This is a genomic window from Agrococcus jejuensis (genome assembly GCF_900099705.1).
In the GTDB taxonomy this organism is placed as follows: domain Bacteria; phylum Actinomycetota; class Actinomycetes; order Actinomycetales; family Microbacteriaceae; genus Agrococcus; species Agrococcus jejuensis.
In genome coordinates this window covers 1296363-1317633 of the sequence record NZ_LT629695.1, presented here as the reverse complement: position 1 = coordinate 1317633, position 21271 = coordinate 1296363, and the positions used below count along the sequence as shown (strand labels likewise).

4 protein-coding genes are annotated in these 21271 nt (G+C 74.9%); 3 read left to right on the top strand and 1 reads right to left on the bottom strand.

What is annotated here, in order from left to right; all coding sequences use genetic code 11:
• Positions 1-133: 133 nt before the first annotated feature.
• Positions 134-17611 (top strand): CshA/CshB family fibrillar adhesin-related protein, encoded by a 17478-nt coding sequence (locus tag BLQ67_RS06110; protein WP_157674688.1) that lies wholly within the window; start codon positions 134-136, stop codon positions 17609-17611.
• A gap of 73 nt (positions 17612-17684) precedes the next feature.
• Here BLQ67_RS06110 and efeB read toward each other — a convergent pair whose 3' ends face one another.
• On the bottom strand, positions 17685-18950 hold the full coding sequence (efeB, locus tag BLQ67_RS06105; protein WP_231945185.1) for an iron uptake transporter deferrochelatase/peroxidase subunit: 1266 nt from the start codon (positions 18948-18950) through the stop codon (positions 17685-17687).
• A gap of 93 nt (positions 18951-19043) precedes the next feature.
• Between efeB and efeU the strand changes: the two genes are divergently transcribed.
• Both efeU and efeO read left to right on the top strand, forming a co-directional pair.
• Positions 19044-19919 (top strand): iron uptake transporter permease EfeU, encoded by an 876-nt coding sequence (gene efeU, locus BLQ67_RS06100; RefSeq protein WP_092503386.1) that lies wholly within the window; start codon positions 19044-19046, stop codon positions 19917-19919.
• On the top strand, positions 19916-21169 hold the full coding sequence (gene efeO / locus BLQ67_RS06095; protein WP_092503384.1) for an iron uptake system protein EfeO: 1254 nt from the start codon (positions 19916-19918) through the stop codon (positions 21167-21169). Before efeU ends, efeO begins: the two co-directional genes overlap by 4 nt.
• Positions 21170-21271: the final 102 nt, after the last annotated feature.

Below are 21271 nucleotides of genomic sequence, written 5' to 3'. Positions count from 1 at the left end.
TTCAGCTTTGACGAATCCTCACGGATTGCGTCGTGGCCCTCATACAATCGTGAGGCTGCGGATCAGTGCCGCCGGAGCATCTCTGCGTTCATCGCAATCCCTTCCCCCATGCCCTCCGAGAGGTCTCCTCGCCGTGCTCTCCCGCCGCCAGCGCCCCAGCAAGCTCCGCCACGGACTCCTCGTCGGACTCGTGGCGGTGCTGCTCGGCGCGCTCGCGGCACCGCTCGTCACGCCGCCCGCCCTTGCCGAAGCCGCCTACGCGACCGGCGGCACCGGCATCCACCAGGACGAGATCAACTGGTTCCAGTGGTCGGGCACCATCCCGAACTCGGGCTCGACGACGCAGACGAACACGGTGCAGGTCAACGGCCAGCCGTTCATCACCACGTGCACGCTCTCGAACATCAGCCGCGACTCGAGCCGTGGCACCGGCCGCATCCTCACGCCCTACACGCCGGGCGCCTACAGCGGCGACTACCTCGACAACCTGTATCCCGGCACGGGCTCCATCGGCCTCGCGACGCAGAACGCCGCGACCGCGTACTTCGACATCGCGTGCTCCGCGACGCTCGGCGGCGTCGCCTACCCGCTCGACGGCCTCGTCATGGCCGACGCCGAGAGCCTCGCCTCGAGCGAGCGCATCCGCGGCACCATCGCGTCGAGCGCCACGTGGCGCATCCTCGACCGCACGCCCGCGGGCGTCTGCTCGGCGTACAACGTCAACGCGCAGCGCAACGCGTCGAACCAGCTCACGATGACCACGACGGGCGAATGTGGCAGCGGCACGAACATCGTCGTCGCCATGGCCGACGGAGCGACGTCGATCACGAACATCGAGCTCTACGGCGGCGGCGTCCAGGCTGCGGCGTTCGGCGTCGTCGCCTCGTTCGACCACAGCGACGCCCCGGCGTCGTACGGCACCGCGACGCACGGCCTCGAGAACCCGTTCTCGGGCGGCACCCTCACCACGACGAACGCGACGAACGTCAGCAGCTCGTCGTTCGCGCTCGCGACCCGGCAGCAGTCCACGCCGCGCCTCGGCAGCCTCGTCGACGCCGAGCGCGGCCCGTTCACGACCGCGGGCGCCGTTGGCGACGACCAGGACGGCCTCGACGACGAGGATGCGGTCCCGACGGGCTTCGAGATCACCGTCGCACCCAGGCAGACCATCACGTATCCGATCGCGTGCGCGGCGTCGTCGTCGGGCACGAACAGCGTCGGCGCGTGGATCGACTTCGACGGCAACGGCACGTTCGACTCGGACGAGCGCGCGCTCGGCACGTGCTCGAGCGGCAACGTGTGGCTGTCGTGGGTCGTGCCCGACGACGCCGCGAGCTCGACGAGCGCCGCACCGACGTACGCGCGCCTGCGCATCGGCTCGACCGCCGCGATGGTCGCGAACCCCACGGGCGTCGCGCAGCGCGGCGAGGTCGAGGACCACGCCTTCACCATCACCGTGCCGCAGCCCTCGGCAGCGAACGACGCCCGCACGACGGCGTTCGAGACCGCCACGACCGTGCCGGTGCTCGACAACGACACGACGGGCGGCGTCGCGTTCACGCCCTCGAGCGTGCGCCTGCAGTCGGGCTCCAGCTGGGTGCAGACGCTCACGACCGCGCAGGGCACGTACACGGTGCGCACCTCCGACGGTGCCATCACCTTCACGCCCGCCGCCGGCTACGTCGGCACGGCGCCCGCCCTCACGTACCGCGTCACCGACGAGGCCGGCCGCTCGACCACCGCGACCCTCACGGTCACGGTCACGGCGCCCGCGGCGCCCACCGCGAGCGACGACGCCACGACCGGCGCGCAGGGCGCGACGCAGACGGCAGCCGTGCTCTCGAACGACGCCCCCGGCGTCGCCTCCGTGCCTCTCGTGCCCTCGAGCGTGCGCATCCTCGACGGCACCTCGGCCGTGACGTCGCTCACCGTCGCGGGTCAGGGCACGTACACCGTCAACACCTCGACCGGCGCGATCGCGTTCGTGCCCGTCGCCGACTTCGTCGGCCAGGCCTCGGGCGTGCGCTACCAGGTCGCCGACTCGCGCGGCGTCACCGCGACCGCCCGCTACACGCCCACCGTGACGCAGGTCGCCGTCGACGACGCGTCGACGGGCCCGCAGGGCGTCGCGCAGACCATCGCCGTGCTCGCGAACGACGGCGCGCAGGGCGTCACGCTCGACGGCTCCACGCTGCGGCTCGTCCACCCGACGACGAGCGCCTCCGTGACCTCCTACACGGTGTCGGGTCAGGGCACGTGGTCGATCAGCGGCACGAACGTCGTCTTCACGCCCGTCGCCGCCTTCACGGGCGCCGCGACGCAGATCGACTACCGCGTCGGCACCACGGCAGGCACGACGGTGCAGGCCACGATCGCCGCCACCGTCACCCCCGTGACGCCGGCGGCGAACGCGGACGCCACGACCGGCCCGCAGGGCGTCGCCCAGTCGGTGAACCCCTACGCCAACGACTCCACCGGCAACGCGAACGTCGGCTGGAACGCATCCGCGCTCACGCTGCTCAACGGCTCGGGCCAGGCCGTCTCGACGCTCGCGGTCACGGGCGGCACCTACTCGGTGAGCGGCTCGACCCTCGTCTTCACGCCCACGAGCACGTTCGTCGGCACCGCGCCCAGCGCCACCTACCGCGTGACGAACGCCAACGGCACCTCGGCGACCTCGACGTACACGGCGACGACGACCGCCGTCACGCCCACCGCGGCCAACGACGTGTCGCAGGGCGCGCAGGGCGCGCTGCAGCGCATCGACCCGCTCGCGAACGACCAGGCGGGCAACGCGGCCGTGCCGCTCGTGCGCTCCACGCTCACGCTGCTGTCGGGCACGACGGCCGTCTCCGAGCTGACCGTCGGAGCCCAAGGCACCTGGCGCGTCGTCGACGGGCAGCTGACCTTCCAGCCGCTGCCCGGCTTCACGGGCGTCGCCACCGCGGCGCCGTACCGCGTCGCCGACGCCAACGGCACGACGACGACCGCGACGTGGACCGCGACGGTGCAGACGGGCGTGAGCCCCGACGCCTCGACCGGCCCGCAGGGCCTCGCCCAGACCGTCGCCGTGCTCGCGAACGACGCGACCGACGTCGTCGCCTCCACCCTGCGCCTCGTCGACCCGTCGACGGGCCAGCTCGCCACCTCCATCACCGTCTCGGGCCAAGGCACGTACGCCGTGCAGAACGGCCAGATCGTCTTCACGCCCGTCGCCGCCTTCCGCGGCGCAGCGACGCCCGTGACCTACGACGTCGAGGACACGAACGGCAACCACCGCCGCACGACCCTCGCCGTCACCGTCACCGCCGTGAACCCCGCGCTGCAGCCCGACACCACCACGGGCCCGCAGGGCGTCGCGCAGTCGACGCAGTCCCTCGCCAACGACGCCCCCGGCAACCCGAACGTGCCGCTCGTGCCCTCGACGCTCACGCTGCTGAACGGCTCCGGCCAGGCCGTCACCTCGCTCGCCGTCACCGGCGGCACCTACGCGCTCAGCGGCACGACCATCACGTTCACGCCCGACCGCACGTTCATCGGCACGCCCGCATCCGTCTCGTACCGCGTCGCCGACGCCAACGGCACCACCGCGACGACCACGTACACGCCCACGTTCGTGCGCGTGACGCCCGTCGCGGCCAACGACGCCGCCACCGGCGCGCAGGGCCTCGCGCTGTCGGTCGCACCGCTCGCGAACGACCAGGCGGGCAACGCCGCGGTGCCGCTCGCGCCCGCGACGCTCACGCTGCTCTCGGGCGGCCAGGCGACCGACCAGGTCGTCGTCGCAGGCCAGGGCACCTACACGATCGACCGCTCGACGCCGTCGACCCCGCGCATCGTCTTCACGCCCGAGTCGACGTTCGTCGGCTCGGCGACGCCCGTCTCGTACCGCGTCGCCGACGCCAACGGCACCACGACGACCGCGGCCTACACGCCCACGCTCACGGCCGTGACGCCCGTCGCCAACCCCGACGCAGGCACCGCTCGCCAGGGCGCGCCCGTCGCCGTCGCGCCGCTCGGCAACGACGCCGCCGGCGACGCCCGCCGCCCCCTGCAGCCCACGACGCTCGCGCTCGTCGGCGCGAACGGCGCCTCCGTCGACGAGGTCGTCGTCGCCGGCCAGGGCACCTACCGCGTCGACCGCACGACGCCGACGATGCCCGTCGTGCGCTTCACGCCGCTGCCCGCCTTCACGGGCCAGGCCAACCCCGTCACGTACCGCGTCGCCGACGCGAACGGCACCGTCGCGACCTCCACGATCACGCCCACGATCACCCCCGTGACGCCCACCGCCGCCAACGACACGTCGTCGGCGCGCCAGGGCGCCCCGGCCTCCGTCGCCGTGCTCGCGAACGACGCCGCCGGCGACGCCGGCGTGCCGCTCGACCCCGCGTCGCTGCGCCTCGTCGACGGCAACGGTCAGCTCGCGACCACCATCACGGTTGCGAACCAGGGCACCTGGAGCATCGACCGATCGACGGCGAGCGCGCCGCGCATCGTGTTCACGCCGCTGCCGGCGTTCACGGGCGAGGCGACGGCGCAGCGCTACCGCATCGCCGACGCCAACGGCACGACCGCCGACGCCACCGTGACGCCCACGATCACGCCCGTCACGCCCACCGCGACCGACGACTCGGCCACCACGCGCCAGGGCGGCGCCGTCGCCGTCGTGCCCATCGGCAACGACGACGCCGGCGACCCCGCCGTGCCGCTCGTCGACTCGTCGGTGACGCTGCTCACCCCCACGGGGCAGGCGACCGCCGAGCGCGTCATCACCGGCCAGGGCACCTACGCGCTCTCGTTCGCCGCCAACGGCCGTGCGATCGTGACCTTCACGCCGCTGCCCGGCTTCACGGGCGTCGCCACGCCCGTGCCCTACCGCGTCGCCGACGCCAACGGCACGACCGCGACCGCGAGCATCCGCATCACCGTCACCGGCGTCACGCCCGTCGCCAACCCCGACACCGGCACCGCCCGTCAGGGCGCCGAGGTGTCGGTCGACGTCGTCGCCAACGACGCCCGCGGCCACGCCGACGTCGCGCTCGTGCGCTCGTCGCTCACGCTCCTCGGCGCGAACGGCGCCGCCGTCGACCTGCTCGTCGTGCCCGGCCAGGGCACCTACCGCGTCGACCGCACCGTCGCCGCGAGCCCCGTGCTCGCCTTCGCCCCCGCGCCCGCCTTCACCGGCACCGCGACGCCCGCGACGTACCGCATCGCCGACGCCAACGGCACGACCGCGACCTCGACCTTCACGCCCACGATCACGGCCGTGACGCCCGTCGCCGCGAACGACACGTCGTCGGCACGCCAGGGCGCGGCCGCATCGGTCGCCGTGCTCGCGAACGACGCCGCAGGCGACGCCGCAGTGCCGCTGCGCCCCGACACCCTGCGCCTCCTCGACGGCGCCGGCGCCGCGACGACCGAGGTCGTGGTCGCCGGCCAGGGCACCTACACGATCACCCGCGCCGACGCTGCGGCGCCGCGCGTCGTCTTCACGCCGCTGCCCGCGTTCTCGGGCACCGCGACCGCCGTCACCTACCGCGTCGCCGACGCCAACGGCACGACGACGACCGCCACGGTCACGCCCACGATCGGCGCCGTCGTGCCCCGCGCCGTCGACGACGTCGCCAGCGCACGCCAGGGCGCGCCCGCATCGGTCGCCGTGCTCGCCAACGACGCCGCGGGCCACCCCGACGTGCCCCTCGCACCCGGATCCGTGACGCTGCTCGACGCGCAGGGCCAGCCCGCGAGCTCCGTGCTCGTCGATGGCGCGGGCACCTACACGCTCGACACGCGCACCGCATCCGCGCCGCGCGTCGTGTTCACGCCGCTCGCCTCGTACGTCGGCACCCCGACGGCCGCGACCTACCGCGTCGCCGACGCCAACGGCACCACGACCACCGCGCTCGTCACCGTGACGATCGGCGCCGTCGTGCCCGTCGCCGTCGATGACGTCGCCAGCGCACGCCAGGGCTCGCCCGCATCCGTCGCGCCGCTCGCCAACGACCGCGCGGGCGACGCCGACGTGCCGCTCGTGCCCAGCACGCTCCAGCTCCTCGACGCGAACGGCGCCCCGACCGCGACCGTGACCGTCGCCGGCGGCAGCTACGCCATCCAGGCCGGCGCGCAGCCGAGCATCGTCTTCACGCCCGACGCCGCGTTCGCCGGCGAGGCCGCGCCCGTGACGTACCGCGTCGCCGACGCCAACGGCACGACGACCACGGCCCGCTTCACGCCCACGATCGGCGCCGTCACGCCCATCGCGCGCCCCGATGCCGGCTCGGCCCGCCAGGGTGCGCCCGCGACGATCGACGCGCTCGCCAACGACGCCGCCGGCCACGCCGACGTGCCGCTCGACCCCGCGACGCTCGCGCTGCTCGCCGACGGCGCCCTCGTCGACGAGATCGTCGTGCCGAACGAGGGCACCTGGACCGTCGACCGCGACGGCGACGCCCCCGTGCTCGTCTTCACGCCGCTCGCCGCCTTCACGGGCACGACGACGGCCGTCGCCTACCGCGTGCTCGACGCCAACCGCACGCAGGCGACCTCGACCGCCATCGCCACGATCGGTGCCGTGACCCCTGTCGCGACCGACGACGAGGGCACCGCGCGCCAGGGCGCCACCGTCACGATCGACGCGCTCGCCAACGACGAGCCCGGCGACGCCGACGTGCCGCTCGACGAGGCCTCGCTCACGTTGCTCGCCGGCGACGCCGAGGTGACGGAGGCCGTCGTCGACGGCCAGGGCACCTGGACGATCGACCGCGCCACGGCGAGCCTCGTCTTCACGCCGCTGCCCGGCTTCACCGGCACCGCCGCCGTCGACTACCGCGTGCGCGACGACAACGGCACGCCCGCCGATGCGACCGCCCGCGCCATCCTCACGCCCGTCACGCCCATCGCCGCCCCCGACTCCGGCGACGGCCGTCAGGGCGCGACCGTGCGCATCGACGCCCTCGCGAACGACGAGGCCGGCGACGCCGACGTGCCCCTGCAGCCCGCGACGCTGCGTCTGCTCTCGGGCGCGACGCCCGTCGCCGAGCTCGTCGTCGCGAACGAGGGCACGTGGACCGTCGACCTCGAGGCCGAGGGCGGCCCCGAGCTCGTCTTCGCGCCGCTGCCCGGCTTCTCGGGCCTCACGACCGCCGTCGGCTACCGCGTGCTCGACGCCAACGGCACCCAGGCGACCTCGACGGCCGTCGCGACCATCACGACCGTCACGCCGCTCGCCGCGAACGACGTCGCCGCCGGCCGCCAGGGCGCTCCCGCCTCGGTCGCCGTGCTCGCCAACGACGCGCGCGGCCACGCCGACGTGCCCCTCGTGCCCTCGACGCTGCAGCTGCTCGGTGCCGACGGTCAGCCCGCCGCGACCGTGACGATCGACGGCCAGGGCACGTACGCCATCACGCGCGATGACGCGGCAGCACCCCGCGTCGTCTTCACGCCCGTGCCGACCTTCACCGGCCAGGCGACGCCCGTGACCTACCGCGTCGCCGACGCGAACGGCACGACGACGACCGCGACCGTCACGCCGACGATCGACGCCGTCATCCCGACGGCGGAGGCCGACTGGGCCTCCGCACGCCAGGGCGCAGCCGTGCGCATCGACGCCGTCGCCAACGACCTCGCCGGCCACGCCGACGTGCCCCTCGCGCCCGCGACGCTCGCCCTGCTCGACGGCGCGGGCGCGCCGACCGACGAGGTCGTCACGGCCGCCGGCACGTGGCGCGTCGACCGCGGCGTCGTCGAGGCACCCGTGCTCGTCTTCACGCCGCAGTCGTCGTTCGTCGGCACCACCGACCCCGTCGGCTACCGAGTGCTCGACGCCAACGGCACCGCCGCGACGTCGGTCGCGTCCGCGACCATCACCGCCGTCACGCCCGCGGCGACACCCGACGTCGCCGCCGCGCGCCAGGGTGCCCCCGCATCCGTCGCCCCGCTCGCGAACGACCGCCCGGGCCTCGCCGACGTGCCGCTCGTGCCGTCGACGCTCGTGCTGCTCGACGGCGCCGGCAACCCCGCCTCGACGGTCGACGTCGCCGGCGGCCGCTACGCGATCTCGGCCTCCGAGACCGCGCCGCGCATCGTCTTCACGCCCGCCGCCTCGTTCACCGGCGAGGCGGCACCCGTGACCTACTCGGTCGCCGACGCCAACGGCACCCGCACGTCGTCGACGTTCACGCCCACGATCACGCCCGTCGTGCCCGTCGCGACGAACGACCGCGAGTCCGAGCGTCAGGGCCTCGCCGTCGTCATCGACGCCGTCGCCAACGACACCGCAGGACACCCCGACGTGCCGCTCGTGCAGTCGACCCTCACGCTGCGCGACGGCGCAGGGAACGACGTCGACGAGCTCGTCGTCGACGGCCGCGGCACCTGGCGCGTCGACCGCACGACCGTCGCAGCCCCCGTGCTCGTCTTCACGCCCCTGCCGTCGTTCGGCGGCGCGACCTCGCGCGTCACCTACGCCGTCGCCGACGCCAACGGCACCGTGACGACCGCGCGCGCCACCGCGATGCTCGAGGCCGTCACGCCCGTCGCCGCCGACGACCAGGCCGCCGCGCGCCAGGGTGCCGAGGCATCCGTCGCACCGCTCGCGAACGACGCCGCCGGCCACCCCGACGTGCCGCTCGACCCCGAGACGCTGCAGCTGCTCGACGCGAACGGCCAGCCCGCGACGACCGTCGACGTGACCGCAGGCACGTACCGCATCGAGCAGGTCGCCGGCGTTCCCACGCTCGTCTTCGCCCCGCTCGCGTCGTTCGTCGGCACCGCCGACCCCGTGCGCTACCGCGTCGCCGACGCCAACGGCACCACGGCCACCGCGGCCTTCACGCCCACGATCTCGGGCGTGCAGCCCGTCGCCGCCCCCGACGGCGGCGCCGCCCGCCAGGGCGCCTCCGTGACCGTCGCACCGCTCGCGAACGACGCGCCCGGCATCGAGGACGTGCCGCTCGCCCCCGAGACGTTCACGCTGCTCGACGCCGACGACCAGCCAGTCGCCGAGCTCGCCGTCGCCGGCGTGGGCCGGTGGACCGTCGATCGCACCGACCCCGCAGCGCCGACCGTGACGTTCGCGCCCGAGCGCGGCTTCACGGGCGACGCGACGATCGACTACGAGGTGCGCGACGAGAACGGCACCGTCGCGACCACGACGATCACCGCGACCATCGCCCCCGTCACGCCGGGCGCCGACCCCGACTTCGCCACCGCACGCCAGGGTGCCGCCGCATCCGTCGCACCGCTCGCGAACGACGACGCCGGCCACCCCGACGTGCCGCTCGACGCCTCGACCCTCGAGCTGCTCGACGGCACGACCGTCGTCGACGAGGTCACCGTCGCCGGCCAGGGCACGTACACGCTCGACCGCGCCGCCGAGGGCGGACCGCGCATCGTGTTCACCCCCGTGTCGAGCTTCACGGGCAACGCCACCGTCGTCACCTACCGCGTCGCCGACGCCAACGGCACGACGACCACCGCGACGTTCCGCCCGACCATCACGGCCGTGACGCCCGTCGCCAACCCCGACGCCGGCACCGCTCGCCAGGGCGCGCCCGTGTCGATGGCCGTGCTCGCCAACGACCTCGCCGGCGACCCGGCGGTCGTGCTGCGTCCCAGCACGCTGCAGCTGCTCGACGCCCAGGGTCAGCCCGCGACGACCGTCGCGGTCACGGGAGGCTCGTACGCGATCGACGCGAGGAACGCCGCAGCGCCGCGCGTCGTCTTCACGCCGGACGCGACCTTCGTCGGCACCGCCGACGCCGTCACGTACTCGGTCGCCGACGCCAACGGCACGCGCACGACGTCGACCGCGACGCCCACGCTCACCGCCGTCACGCCCGTCGCGATCGACGACGCCTCCTCGGGTCGCCAGGGCGCCGCCGTCGCCGTCGAGCCGCTGCTCAACGACATCCCCGGCCACGCCGACGTGCAGCTCGACGCATCCACGCTCACGCTGCTCGACGGCACGACCGCCGTCGATGCGCTGCGCGTGCCCGGCCAGGGCACCTACGCCATCGAGCGCGGCGGCGAGGGCGGCCCCCGCATCGTCTTCACGCCCGAGTCCACGTTCGTCGGCACCGCCGAGGCCGTGCGCTACCGCGTCGCCGACGCCAACGGCACCACGACGATCGCGACGTACGCCGCGACGCTCACGGCCGTGACGCCCGTCGCCGCGAACGACGCCGCCACCGGGCGTCAGGGCTCGACCGTGTCGGTCGCGCCGCTCGCCAACGACGTGCCCGGCGACGCCGCCGTCGCGCTCGTGCCCGGCTCGCTCACGCTGCTCGACGGCACGACCGCCGTCGACATGCTCGTCGTCGCGAACCAGGGCACCTACGCGCTCGACCGCGCCGCCGCCGGCGGACCGCGCGTCGTCTTCACGCCGCTGCCCGCCTTCGTCGGCGCCGCGACCGGCGTCGCCTACCGCGTCGCCGACGCCAACGGCACGACGACGACCGCGACCTTCACGCCGACGCTCACCGCCGTGACGCCCGTCGCCAACCCCGACGCCGGCTCCGCCCGCCAGGGCGCGCCCGTGTCGCTGGCCGTGCTCGGCAACGACGTCGCCGGCGACCCCGCCGTCGCGCTCGACCCCGCATCGCTGCGCCTCGTCGGCGCCGGCGGCGCGCTCGTCACCGAGCTCGTCGTCGAGGCCCAGGGCACCTGGACGATCGACCGCGCCACCGCATCCGCGCCGCGCGTCGTCTTCACGCCCCTGGCCGCCTTCACGGGCGAGGCCACGGCCGTGACGTACTCGATCGCCGACGCCAACGGCACGCGTGCCACGGCATCCGTCACCCCGACCATCGACGCCGTGACGCCCGTCGCCAACCCCGACGTCGCCTCCGCGCGCCAGGGTGCAGCGGCATCCGTCGCCGTGCTCGCCAACGACCGCGCCGGCCACCCCGACGTGCGCCTCGTGCCCTCGACGCTCACGCTGCTCGACGGCACCGGCGCAGCCGTGACGACCGTGCGCGTCGTCGGCGGCACGTACACGATCGACGCCTCCACCGCGTCTGCCCCGCGCGTCGTGTTCACGCCCGCGCCGTCGTTCGTCGGCACCGCCGCGCCCGTGACCTACCGCGTCGCCGACGCCAACGGCACGACGACGACCTCGACCATGACGCCGACGATCGGCGCCGTCACGCCCGTCGCGACGCCGGATGCCGCCGAGGCCCGCCAGGGCGCGACGGTCACGATCGACGCGCTCGCCAACGACCGTGCCGGCGCCGCCGACGTGCCGCTCGACCGCCCGACGCTCACGCTGCTCGACGGCGAGACCGCCGTCGACGAGCTCGCGATCGAGGGTCAGGGCACCTGGACCGTCGACCGCCGCGTCGAGAGCGCCCCCGTGCTCGCGTTCGCGCCGCTGCCGACCTACGCCGGCTCGTCGACCGTCGCCTACCGCGTCGCCGACGCCAACGGCACGACCGCGGCATCGACCGCCACCGCGACGCTCGTCGCCGTGACGCCCACCGCGACCGACGACGTCGCGAGCGCCCGCCAGGGTGCCGCGGCATCCGTCGCCGTGCTCACGAACGATGCCGCCGGCCACCCCGACGTCGCGCTCGACCCCGCGTCCGTGCGCCTGCTCGTCGACGGCGCACCCGTCACGACCATCGAGGTCGACGGCGTCGGCACCTGGTCGATCGACCGCGCCAACCTCGTCGCGGCGCGCATCGTCTTCACGCCCGTCGCGACCTACGTCGGCACGCCCGACGCCGTCACGTACGTCGTCGCCGACGCCAACGGCACGACCGCGACCGCGCAGGTCACCGCCACGATCGCGGCCGTCACGCCCATCGCCGTCGCCGACTCCGGCGAGGCCCGCCAGGGTGCGACCGTGACGATCGACGCCGTCGCGAACGACGACGCCGGAGACCCCGCCGTGCCGATCGTCGCCTCGACGCTCACGCTCGTGGATGCCGCGGGCGCGGATGCCGACGAGGTCGAGATCGAGGGCCAGGGCACCTGGCGCGTCGACCGCGACGACGAGGACGCGCCCGTGCTCGTCTTCACGCCGCTGCCGTCGTTCGCGAGCACCTCGACCGTGTCCTACCGCGTCGCCGACGCCAACGGCACCGTCGCGACCTCGACGGCGACCGCGATCATCGACGCCGTCACGCCCACCGCGCGCCCCGACGTCGCCACGTCGCGCCAGGGTGCCACGGCATCCGTCGCACCGCTCGCGAACGACGCGGCCGGCCACGACGACGTGCCCCTCGACCCGACGACGCTCACGCTCGTCGACGCCGCCGGCACCCCCGTCCAGGCCGTGACCGTCGCCGGCCAGGGCACCTACTCGGTGGTCGCCGACGACACGACGCCGCGCATCGCGTTCGCGCCCGAGCCGGGCTTCGCGGGCACCGCGACGCCCGCCCGCTACGCGATCGCCGACGCCAACGGCACGATCGCGATCGCGACCGTCACCGCCGTCGTCGAGGCCGTGACGCCCGTCGCGACCGCCGACGTCGCCTCCGCTCGCCAGGGCGCGCCCGTCTCGGTCGCTCCGCTCGCCAACGACGCGGCCGGCCACGCCGACGTGCCGCTCGACGCCGCCACGCTCGAGGTGCTCGGCGCCGACGGCCAGCCGGCCGAGACCGTCACGATCGACGGCCAGGGCACGTACGCGATCGACGCCGACGCCGAGGGCGGCCCGCGCATCGTCTTCACGCCGCTCGACACGTGGGTCGGTGCCGCGACGCCCGTGACCTACCGAGTCGCCGACGCCAACGGCACGCGCACGAGCGCCACGTTCACCCCGACGTCGATCGCCGTGACGCCCGTCGCCGACCCCGACGCCGCCACCGGGCGCCAGGGAGCGCCCGTGTCGATCGCCGTGCTCGCGAACGACGAGGCCGGCCTCGACGAGGTGCCGCTCGACCCGTCGACGCTCATGCTGCTCGTCGACGGCGCGCCCGTCGACCGCATCGAGGTCGCGAACGAGGGCACGTGGACGATCGACCGCACCACCGCGGGCGGGCCGTTCGTCGTCTTCGCGCCGCTCGCCGGCTTCACGGGTGACGCGACCGCGATCTCGTACCGGATCTCCGACGACAACGGCACCCACGCATCCGCCGTCGTCGACGTGAGGATCGACGCCGTCACCCCGACGGCCGCCCCTGATGGCGGCTCGGCCCGCCAGGGCGCGTCGGTGACGATCGACGCCGTCGCGAACGACGCCGCGGGCCACCCCGACGTGCCGCTCGCGCCGTCGACGCTCACGCTGCTCGACGGCGAGACCGCCGTCGACGAGCTGCTCGTCGAGGGCCAGGGCACCTGGACGGTCGACCGCTCGACGGTCGAGGCTCCCGTGCTGGTCTTCGCACCGCTGCCGGGCTTCGTCGGCCAGTCGACCGTCGCGTACCGCGTCGCCGACGCCAACGGCACGCCCGCCACGTCGTCGGCCACCGCGACGATCGGCGCCGTGCTGCCCGTCGCGAACCCCAACTCGGCAGGCACGCGCCAGGGCGCGCCCGTGACGATCGACGTCGTCGCCAACGACGCCGCGGGCCACCCCGACGTGCCGCTCGTGCCGTCGACGCTCGTGCTGCTCGACGGCGAGACCGCCGTCGACGAGCTCGTCGTCACCGGCGAGGGCACGTGGAGCGTCGACCGCACCGTCGAGGCAGCGCCCGTCGTGCGCTTCGCGCCCGAGCCGGGCTTCTCGGGCCCCGCGACGACCGTCGCCTACCGCGTCGCCGACGCCAACGGCACGACCGCCGCGTCGACCGTCGGCGTGCGCGTCGCGCCCGTCGTGCCCGTCGCGCACGACGACGAGGCGGCCGCGCGCCAGGGTGCCCCCGCCTCCGTCGCTCCGCTCGCGAACGACGCCGCCGGTCACCCCGACGTGCCGCTCGTGCCGTCGACGCTCACGCTGCTCGACGCGGACGGCGCGGATGCGACGAGCGTGACGATCGCGGACGCGGGCACCTACGAGCTCGACCTGGACGCCGAGGGCGGCCCGCGCATCGTGTTCACGCCGCTGCCCGGCTTCACGGGCACGGCCGACGCCGTGCGCTACCGCGTCGCCGACGCGAACGGCACGACCGTCGAGGCCGCGTTCGCCGCCACGATCACGGGCGTCGCGCCCGTCGCCGTCGCCGACGCCGGCTCGGCGCGCCAGGGCGCACCGGTCACGGTCGCGCCGCTCGCCAACGACGTCGCGGGCCTCGACGAGGTGCCGCTCGACGCCGACTCGCTCATGCTGCTCGACGCCGACGGCGAGCCCGTCGAGCGCCTCGTGGTGCGGGGCGAGGGCACGTGGTCGATCGACCGCACGGGCACCGACGGTCCCACCGTCACGTTCGCGCCCGAGGCCGGCTTCCGCGGCACCGCGACCATCGACTACGAGGTGCGCGACGCCAACGGCACGCGCACGAGCACGACGATCGCCGCGACCATCGCGGCCGTCGCGCCCACGGCCGAGGCCGACCGCGGCGAGACGTTCCAGGGCGCGCCGACGACCGTCGACGTGCTCGCGAACGACGCTGCCGGCCACCCCGAGGTGCCGCTCGTGCCGTCGACGCTCACGCTGCTCGACGCCGACGGCGAGCCGACCGACCGCATCTTCGTGCTCGACGAGGGCACGTGGACGATCGAGCTCGGTGCCGACGACCAGCCGGTCGTGCGCTTCGCACCCGCCGCAGGCTTCCGCGGCGACGCGGCGCCCGTCGCCTACCGCGTCGCCGACGCCAACGGCACCCTCGTGCGGGCCGAGGTCGTCGTGACCGTCGCCGTCGTCGCGCCCGTCGCGGTCGATGACGTCGCATCCGGCCTGCAGGGCTCGCCCATCTCGACCGCGCCGCTCGCGAACGACGTGCCCGGCCGCACCGAGGTGCCGCTCGTGCCGTCGACGCTCACGCTGCTCACCGCAGCCGGCGCGCCCGTCGACGTGCTCGTCGTCGCCGGCGAGGGCCGCTACGCCATCGACCGCGCCGCCGAGGGCGGCCCGCGCATCGTCTTCACGCCCGAGGCCGACCACGTCGGCGCCGCGACGCCCGTGACGTACCGCGTCGCCGACGCGAACGGCACGACCGTGCGGGCGACGTTCACGCCCACCGCGACGGCCGTCACGCCGATCGCGACCGACGACCAGGCCACGACGACGCAGGGTCGCGCGGCCTCGATCGCCGTGCTCGCCAACGACGACGCCGGCCACCCGTCGGTGCCGCTGCGCCCGTCGACGCTCACGCTGCTCGACGCCGCCGGCGACGCCGTGTCGACGCTCGAGGTGCCCGAGCAGGGCACGTGGCGCATCGATCGCACGGATGCGGCCGCCCCGCGAGTCGTGTTCGAGCCGCTCGCGACGTTCACGGGCGACGCGACGCCCGTGTCGTACCGGATCGCCGACGCCAACGGCACGGCGGTCACGGCCGAGGTCGCCGTGCGCGTCACCGCCGTGACGCCCATCGCGGTCGACGACGAGGGCGAGGCCCGCCAGGGCGCCGTCGTCGCCGTCTCGCCGCTCGACAACGACCGCGCCGGTGCGCCGGGCGTGCCGCTCGTCGCGTCGTCGCTCACGCTGCTCGACGCCAACGGCGCCCACGTCGACGAGGTCGCCGTGCCCGGCGTCGGCACGTGGACGATCGACCGCGCAGGTGCCGAGCCACGCATCGTGTTCGCGACCGACCCGACGTTCACGGGCAGCGCCTCGGTGCAGTACGCCGTCGCCGACGCGAACGGCACGTGGACGACCGCCGCGATCGTCATCGCCGAGGTCACGCCCGTGACGCCCGTCGCGACCGACGACGCCGGATCGGCGCTGCAGGGCTCGCCCGTGCGCATCGACCCGCTCGCGAACGACCGCGCCGGCCACCCCGCCGTCGCGCTCGACCCCGCGTCGCTCATGCTGCTCGACGCCGCAGGCGCGCCCGTCGCGACCCGCGAGGTCGACGGCGAGGGCACCTGGTCGATCGACCGCTCCGACCCCGCCACGCCGCGCGTCGTCTTCACGCCGCTCCCGACGTTCTCGGGCGACGCGTCGCCCGTCGGCTACGTCGTGGCCGACGCCAACGGCACGAAGGCGACGGCATCCCTCGGCGCGACCGTCACGGCCGTGGAGCCCGTCGCGACGAACGACGTCGGCGCCGCCCGCCAGGGCGCCGCGGCGACGATCGACGTGCTCGCGAACGACGCCGCCGGCCACCCGACGGTGCCGCTGCGCCCCGAGACGCTGCAGCTCGTGGATGCGGATGGCGTCGGCGTCGACCGCCTCGAGGTCGCGGGCGAGGGGGTGTGGACGATCGACCGCTCGACGCCCGCCGCTCCCGTCGTGACGTTCACGCCGGCCGCGACGTTCTCGGGCGACGCGACGCCCGTGCCGTACCGCGTCGCCGACGCCAACGGCACCGTCGCGACCGCGACGGTCGGCGCCACGATCGGCGCCGTCACGCCCATCGCGAGCCCCGACCTCGGCACGGGCCGCCAGGGCGCGCCCGTCGTGGTCGACGTGCTCGCGAACGACGAGCCCGGCGACGCCGACGTGCCGCTGCGCCCCGCGACGCTGCAGCTGCTCGACGACGCCGGCCAGCCCGTCGACCGCGTCGTCGTCGACGGTCAGGGCGTCTGGACGATCGACCGCTCGGGCGACGTGCCCGTGCTCGTCTTCACGCCCGAGCCCGGCTTCGTCGGCACGACGCCCGCCGTCGGCTACCGCGTGAGCGACGCCAACGGCATCCCCGCCGTCGGCACGGCGCGCGCGGCCGTCACGGCCGTGACGCCCGTCGCCGCCGACGACTCGTCGACGGGCGTGCAGCGCGCGACGCAGTCCGTCGACCCGCTCGCGAACGACGCCGCCGGAGACGCGGCGGTGCCGCTCGTGCGCGACTCGCTCACGCTGCTCGACGCCGTCGGCGCCCCCGCGACCGTCGTCGTCGTGCCGGGCGAGGGATCGTACGCGCTCGTCGACGGCCGCATCGAGTTCACGCCCGAGGCCGGCTTCGTCGGCACCGCGACGGGCGTCGCGTACCGCGTGCTCGACGCCAACGGCACCGCGGCTGCGGCGACGTACCGCCCGCAGGTCACGGCCGGCGCCGCCGAGCAGGTCGCCGACATCGTCGCCACCGCCCCGGCGGGCAGCCCCGTGACGGTCGACCCGGGCTCGAAGTCGCCCACGCTGCAGCGCGCCTCGGTGCGCCTGCTCGACGCCTTCGGCGCGCAGGTCATGCGCCTCGTCGTGCCCGGCGAGGGCCTGTGGGAGGTCGACGCGACCACCGGTCTCATCACCTTCACGCCCGAGGACGGCTTCACGGGCGACCCGACGCCGGTGCGCTGGACGGGCGTCGAGGAGGACGGCACGGTCGTCTCCGGCGACATCGTCATCGAGTTCGCGCAGGATCCGGGCACCCCCGGCCCGAGCGAGCCCGGCACGCCCGAGCCCAGCGAGCCCGGCCCGTCCGACCCCGGCACGCCCGAGCCCAGCGCGCCGGCGCCGAGCGACCCCGGCTCCGACATCGGCGACCCCGAGTCGGGCGCCGAGGGCGGCCAGGCGGGCAGCGACCTGCCGCGCACGGGCGTCGAGGTCGCCGGCTGGCTCGCCCTCGCGGCGCTGCTCACGATCGGCGTGGGCCTCGTGCTCGGCATCCGCCGCCGCCGCGGCGAGGGCTGACGCCCGACGCACGCGAAGGGCCGGTCGACCTGCGGGTCGACCGGCCCTCCTGCGTGCGGGGGGCGCGGCGGCGTCAGCCGAGCAGGCGATCGCCCAGCGACTCGCCCTCGGCGACGCCCGGCAGGATCGCGAACACCGCAGAGCCGACGTGGCGGATGTACTCGTTGAGCAGATCGGTGCGCAGCGACCGCTGGATCGTGACGAACTGCTCGGGATCGCGCTGGAACGACAGGAACACGAGCCCCGCATCCAGCTGCCCGACGCTCGTGACGCCGTCGACGTAGTTGAAGGGGCGGCGCAGGATGCGCGTGCCCGTGACCGATGGATGCGCGAGCCGCACGTGCGCGTCGGCATCCATCGCGGGCTGGCCCGTGTCGTCGGTGGCGTCGAGGTCGACGTCGTCGCGCTCCTCGCCGCCCGACAGCGGTGCGCCCTCGACCTTCGTGCGGCCGATGACGCGCTCCTGCTCGCGCAGGCGCGTGCGGTCCCACGACTCGACGGTCATGCGGATGCGGCGCGCGACGAGGTACGTGCCGCCCGCCATCCACGGCTGGTCGGCGTCGTCGCCGACCCACACGAACTCGCCGAGGTGCGCGGCGTCGTCGACGCGCAGGTTGGCGCTGCCGTCCTTGAAGCCCAGCAGGTTGCGGGGCGTCATGGTGCGCTCGGCGCTGCCCTCGGCATGCGTGAAGCCCGTCTGCAGCCAGCGCACCTGCGCGCGGCCGAAGCCGATGCGGAGCAGGTTGCGCACGGCGTGCAGGGCGACCTGCGAGTCGGCCGCGCACGCCTGGATGACGAGGTCGCCGCCGCATCGGGCGGGCTCGAGCAGGTCGCCGGCGAAGAGGGGCAGGTCGACGAGTGCCGCGGGGCGCCGCTCGGCCAGGTCGAAGCGGTCGTCGAAGAGCGTCGGGCCGACGCCGAACGTGAGCGTGAGGCCCGCGGCGTCGAGGCCGAGCGCCTCGCCGGAGTCGGGCGGCGGCGCCTCGGGGCTCGCGCCGATGGCGCCGTCCTCGGCGACCTCGAGCCCCTGCGCGAGCCGCGACGCGGCGTAGGTCCAGTCGGCGAGCAGCTCGCGCAGATCGTCGACCGTGGCGCCGTCGACCATGTCGAGGCTCGCGAGCACGAGCGCGTCGGGGGAGAGCGTCGTGACGCCCTGCTGGTGCTCGCCGTGGAAGTCGTACGCGCGCGCCGCTCGCTCGCCGCGCACGGTCTGCGCACCCGCGAACGCGCCACCGACGCCACCGAGCGCGAGTCCCGCGCCACCGGCGCCGATCAGGCCGAGCATGCCGCGGCGCGAGAGCCCGCGAGCGCCCCGATCGGGCGCGTTGTCATCCGTCACGGACTCAGTGTAGGTTCGCTGCTGAGGTAAGGCTTGCCTTCCCTGCTGCGCCGCCGATGCGACGCGGCTCCTGAGATCGTCGGAGTCCCGTCCGTGTTCGTGAACTTCCTCATCGGCCTGCGCGAGGGCCTCGAGGCCGCCCTCGTCGTCGGCATCATCGTCGCCACCCTCGTGCGCGCCGACCGCCGTGACCTGCTGCGCCACGTGTGGCTCGGCGTCGGCCTCGCCGTCGCCGGCACCCTCGCCCTCGGCGCCGTGCTCACCTGGGGCCCGTACGGCCTCTCGTTCCAGGGGCAGGAGCTGCTCGGCGGCATCCTCTCGATCGTCGCCGTCGGCTTCATCACCTGGATGACGGTGTGGATGGCCAAGACGGCGCGCAGCATGCGCACGGAGGTCGTCGAGAAGGTCGGCAAGGCGCTCGCGCGCGGCGGCCTCGCGCTCGTGCTCATGGCCGCGCTCTCGGTGATCCGCGAGGGCGTCGAGACGACGCTGTTCATCTGGGCGACCGTCGACGCCGCGGGCGGCATCGGTCTCGCGACGCTCTCGGCGACCGCGGGCATCCTCGTCGCCGTCGTGCTCGGCTGGCTCGTCTACCGCGGCGCCCTGCGCCTGAACCTCGGTCGCTTCTTCACGATCACGGGCGCCGTGCTCGTCGTCGTCGCCGCCGGCGTGCTCGCCTACGGCGTCGGCGACCTGCAGGAGGCGGGCGTGCTGCCCGGCGGCTCGATGATCGCCTACAGCCTCGAGGCCGTGCTGTCGGAGCACGGCTCCGTGCTCGGCGCGCTGCTGTTCGGCCTCGTCGGCTACACGTCGGAGCCGACGTGGCTGCAGGTCATCGCCTGGTGGCTCTACGTCGTCCCGGCGCTCACGATCTTCCTGCGCATCGCACTGCGGCGACGCCAGGCCCCGACCACCCCGCCACCCATACCCAGCACCAGCACCAGCACCAGCACCCAGGAGCATGCATGAACCGCCCCTCCCAGCGCGTCCTCGCGGCCGCGCTCGCCGCATCCATCGGCCTCGGCCTCGCCGGATGCGTGCCCAACCAGCCCGACGCCGAGGCCATCGACGTCGCGATCGCCGACGGCGCCTGCGACGTCGCCGTCGCCCAGGCCACTGCAGGGACCGTCGAGTTCACGATGGTGAACTCCGGATCCCAGGTCGACGAGTTCGAGATCTTCGCCGACGACCAGCTGCAGATCGTGGCCGAGCGCGAGAACCTCGCGAACGACGGCCAGCCCGTCTCGCTGCGCGTGCAGCTGCAGCCCGGCACCTACTACACGGCGTGCCGCCCCGGCATGGTCGGCCAGCCGCAGGGCATCGCCGAGTTCACCGTCTCGGGCGAGGCGTTCGCGGTGGATGCGGACGAGCAGACCGCGATCGACGCGTACGTCGCGTACACGAAGTCGCAGGTGAGCGAGCTCGTCACCGCCGTCGCCGCCTTCACCGACGCGTACGTCGCCGGCGACGACGACGGGGCCCGCCGCCTCTTCCCCCTCGCTCGTCAGTACTACGAGCGCATCGAGCCGACCGCCGAGCAGTTCGGCGACCTCGACCCCGCGATCGACTACCGCCTGCCCGGCGCCGTCGCCGAGCTCGATGAGTTCACCGGCTTCCACCGCATCGAGCTCGACCTGTGGCTCGACGAGGGCCTGTCGAACTACCAGGGCGAGACGTACGTCGACGAGGCCGGCGCGCAGCTCGCGTACCTCGACCTGACCGACCTCGAGGGTCGCCAGGTGTTCGCGCCGCTCGACGCCGACGGCCGCGCGTACTACGCCGACCGCCTCGTCGCCGACGTGCAGTCGCTGTACGACCTCGTCTTCAGCGACGACTTCACGCTGTCGATCTCCGACATCTCGAACGGCGCCGTCGGCCTGCTCGACGAGGTCGCCGCACCCGACGGCAAGCTGCCCGGCGAGGAGGACGAGTTCTCGCACACCGACCTCTACGACTTCCTCGCGAACGTCGAGGGTGCCCAGGTCGCGTTCGAGTCGGTGCGCGACCTCGCCGAGGCCTCGGACGACGGCACGGCGCTCGCCGACGACCTCGAGACCGAGTTCGATGCCATGACGGCGCTGCTCGCCACCTACGGCTCGTTCGACGAGGGCTTCGTCTCGTACGACACGGTCGGCGACGACGAGCGGAACGCGCTCGCGGCGCAGCTGAATGCGCTGGCCGAGCCGCTGTCGCAGCTGACGGCGGTCATCGTCGAGTAGCGCGGTCGCGCCCCGCTCTCCACGAGCGGGACGCGTCCCCCACCCGCTCCCTGAGGTGCGCCCTTCGAGACGGCTGCTCGCTCCGCTCGCGGCCTCCTCAGG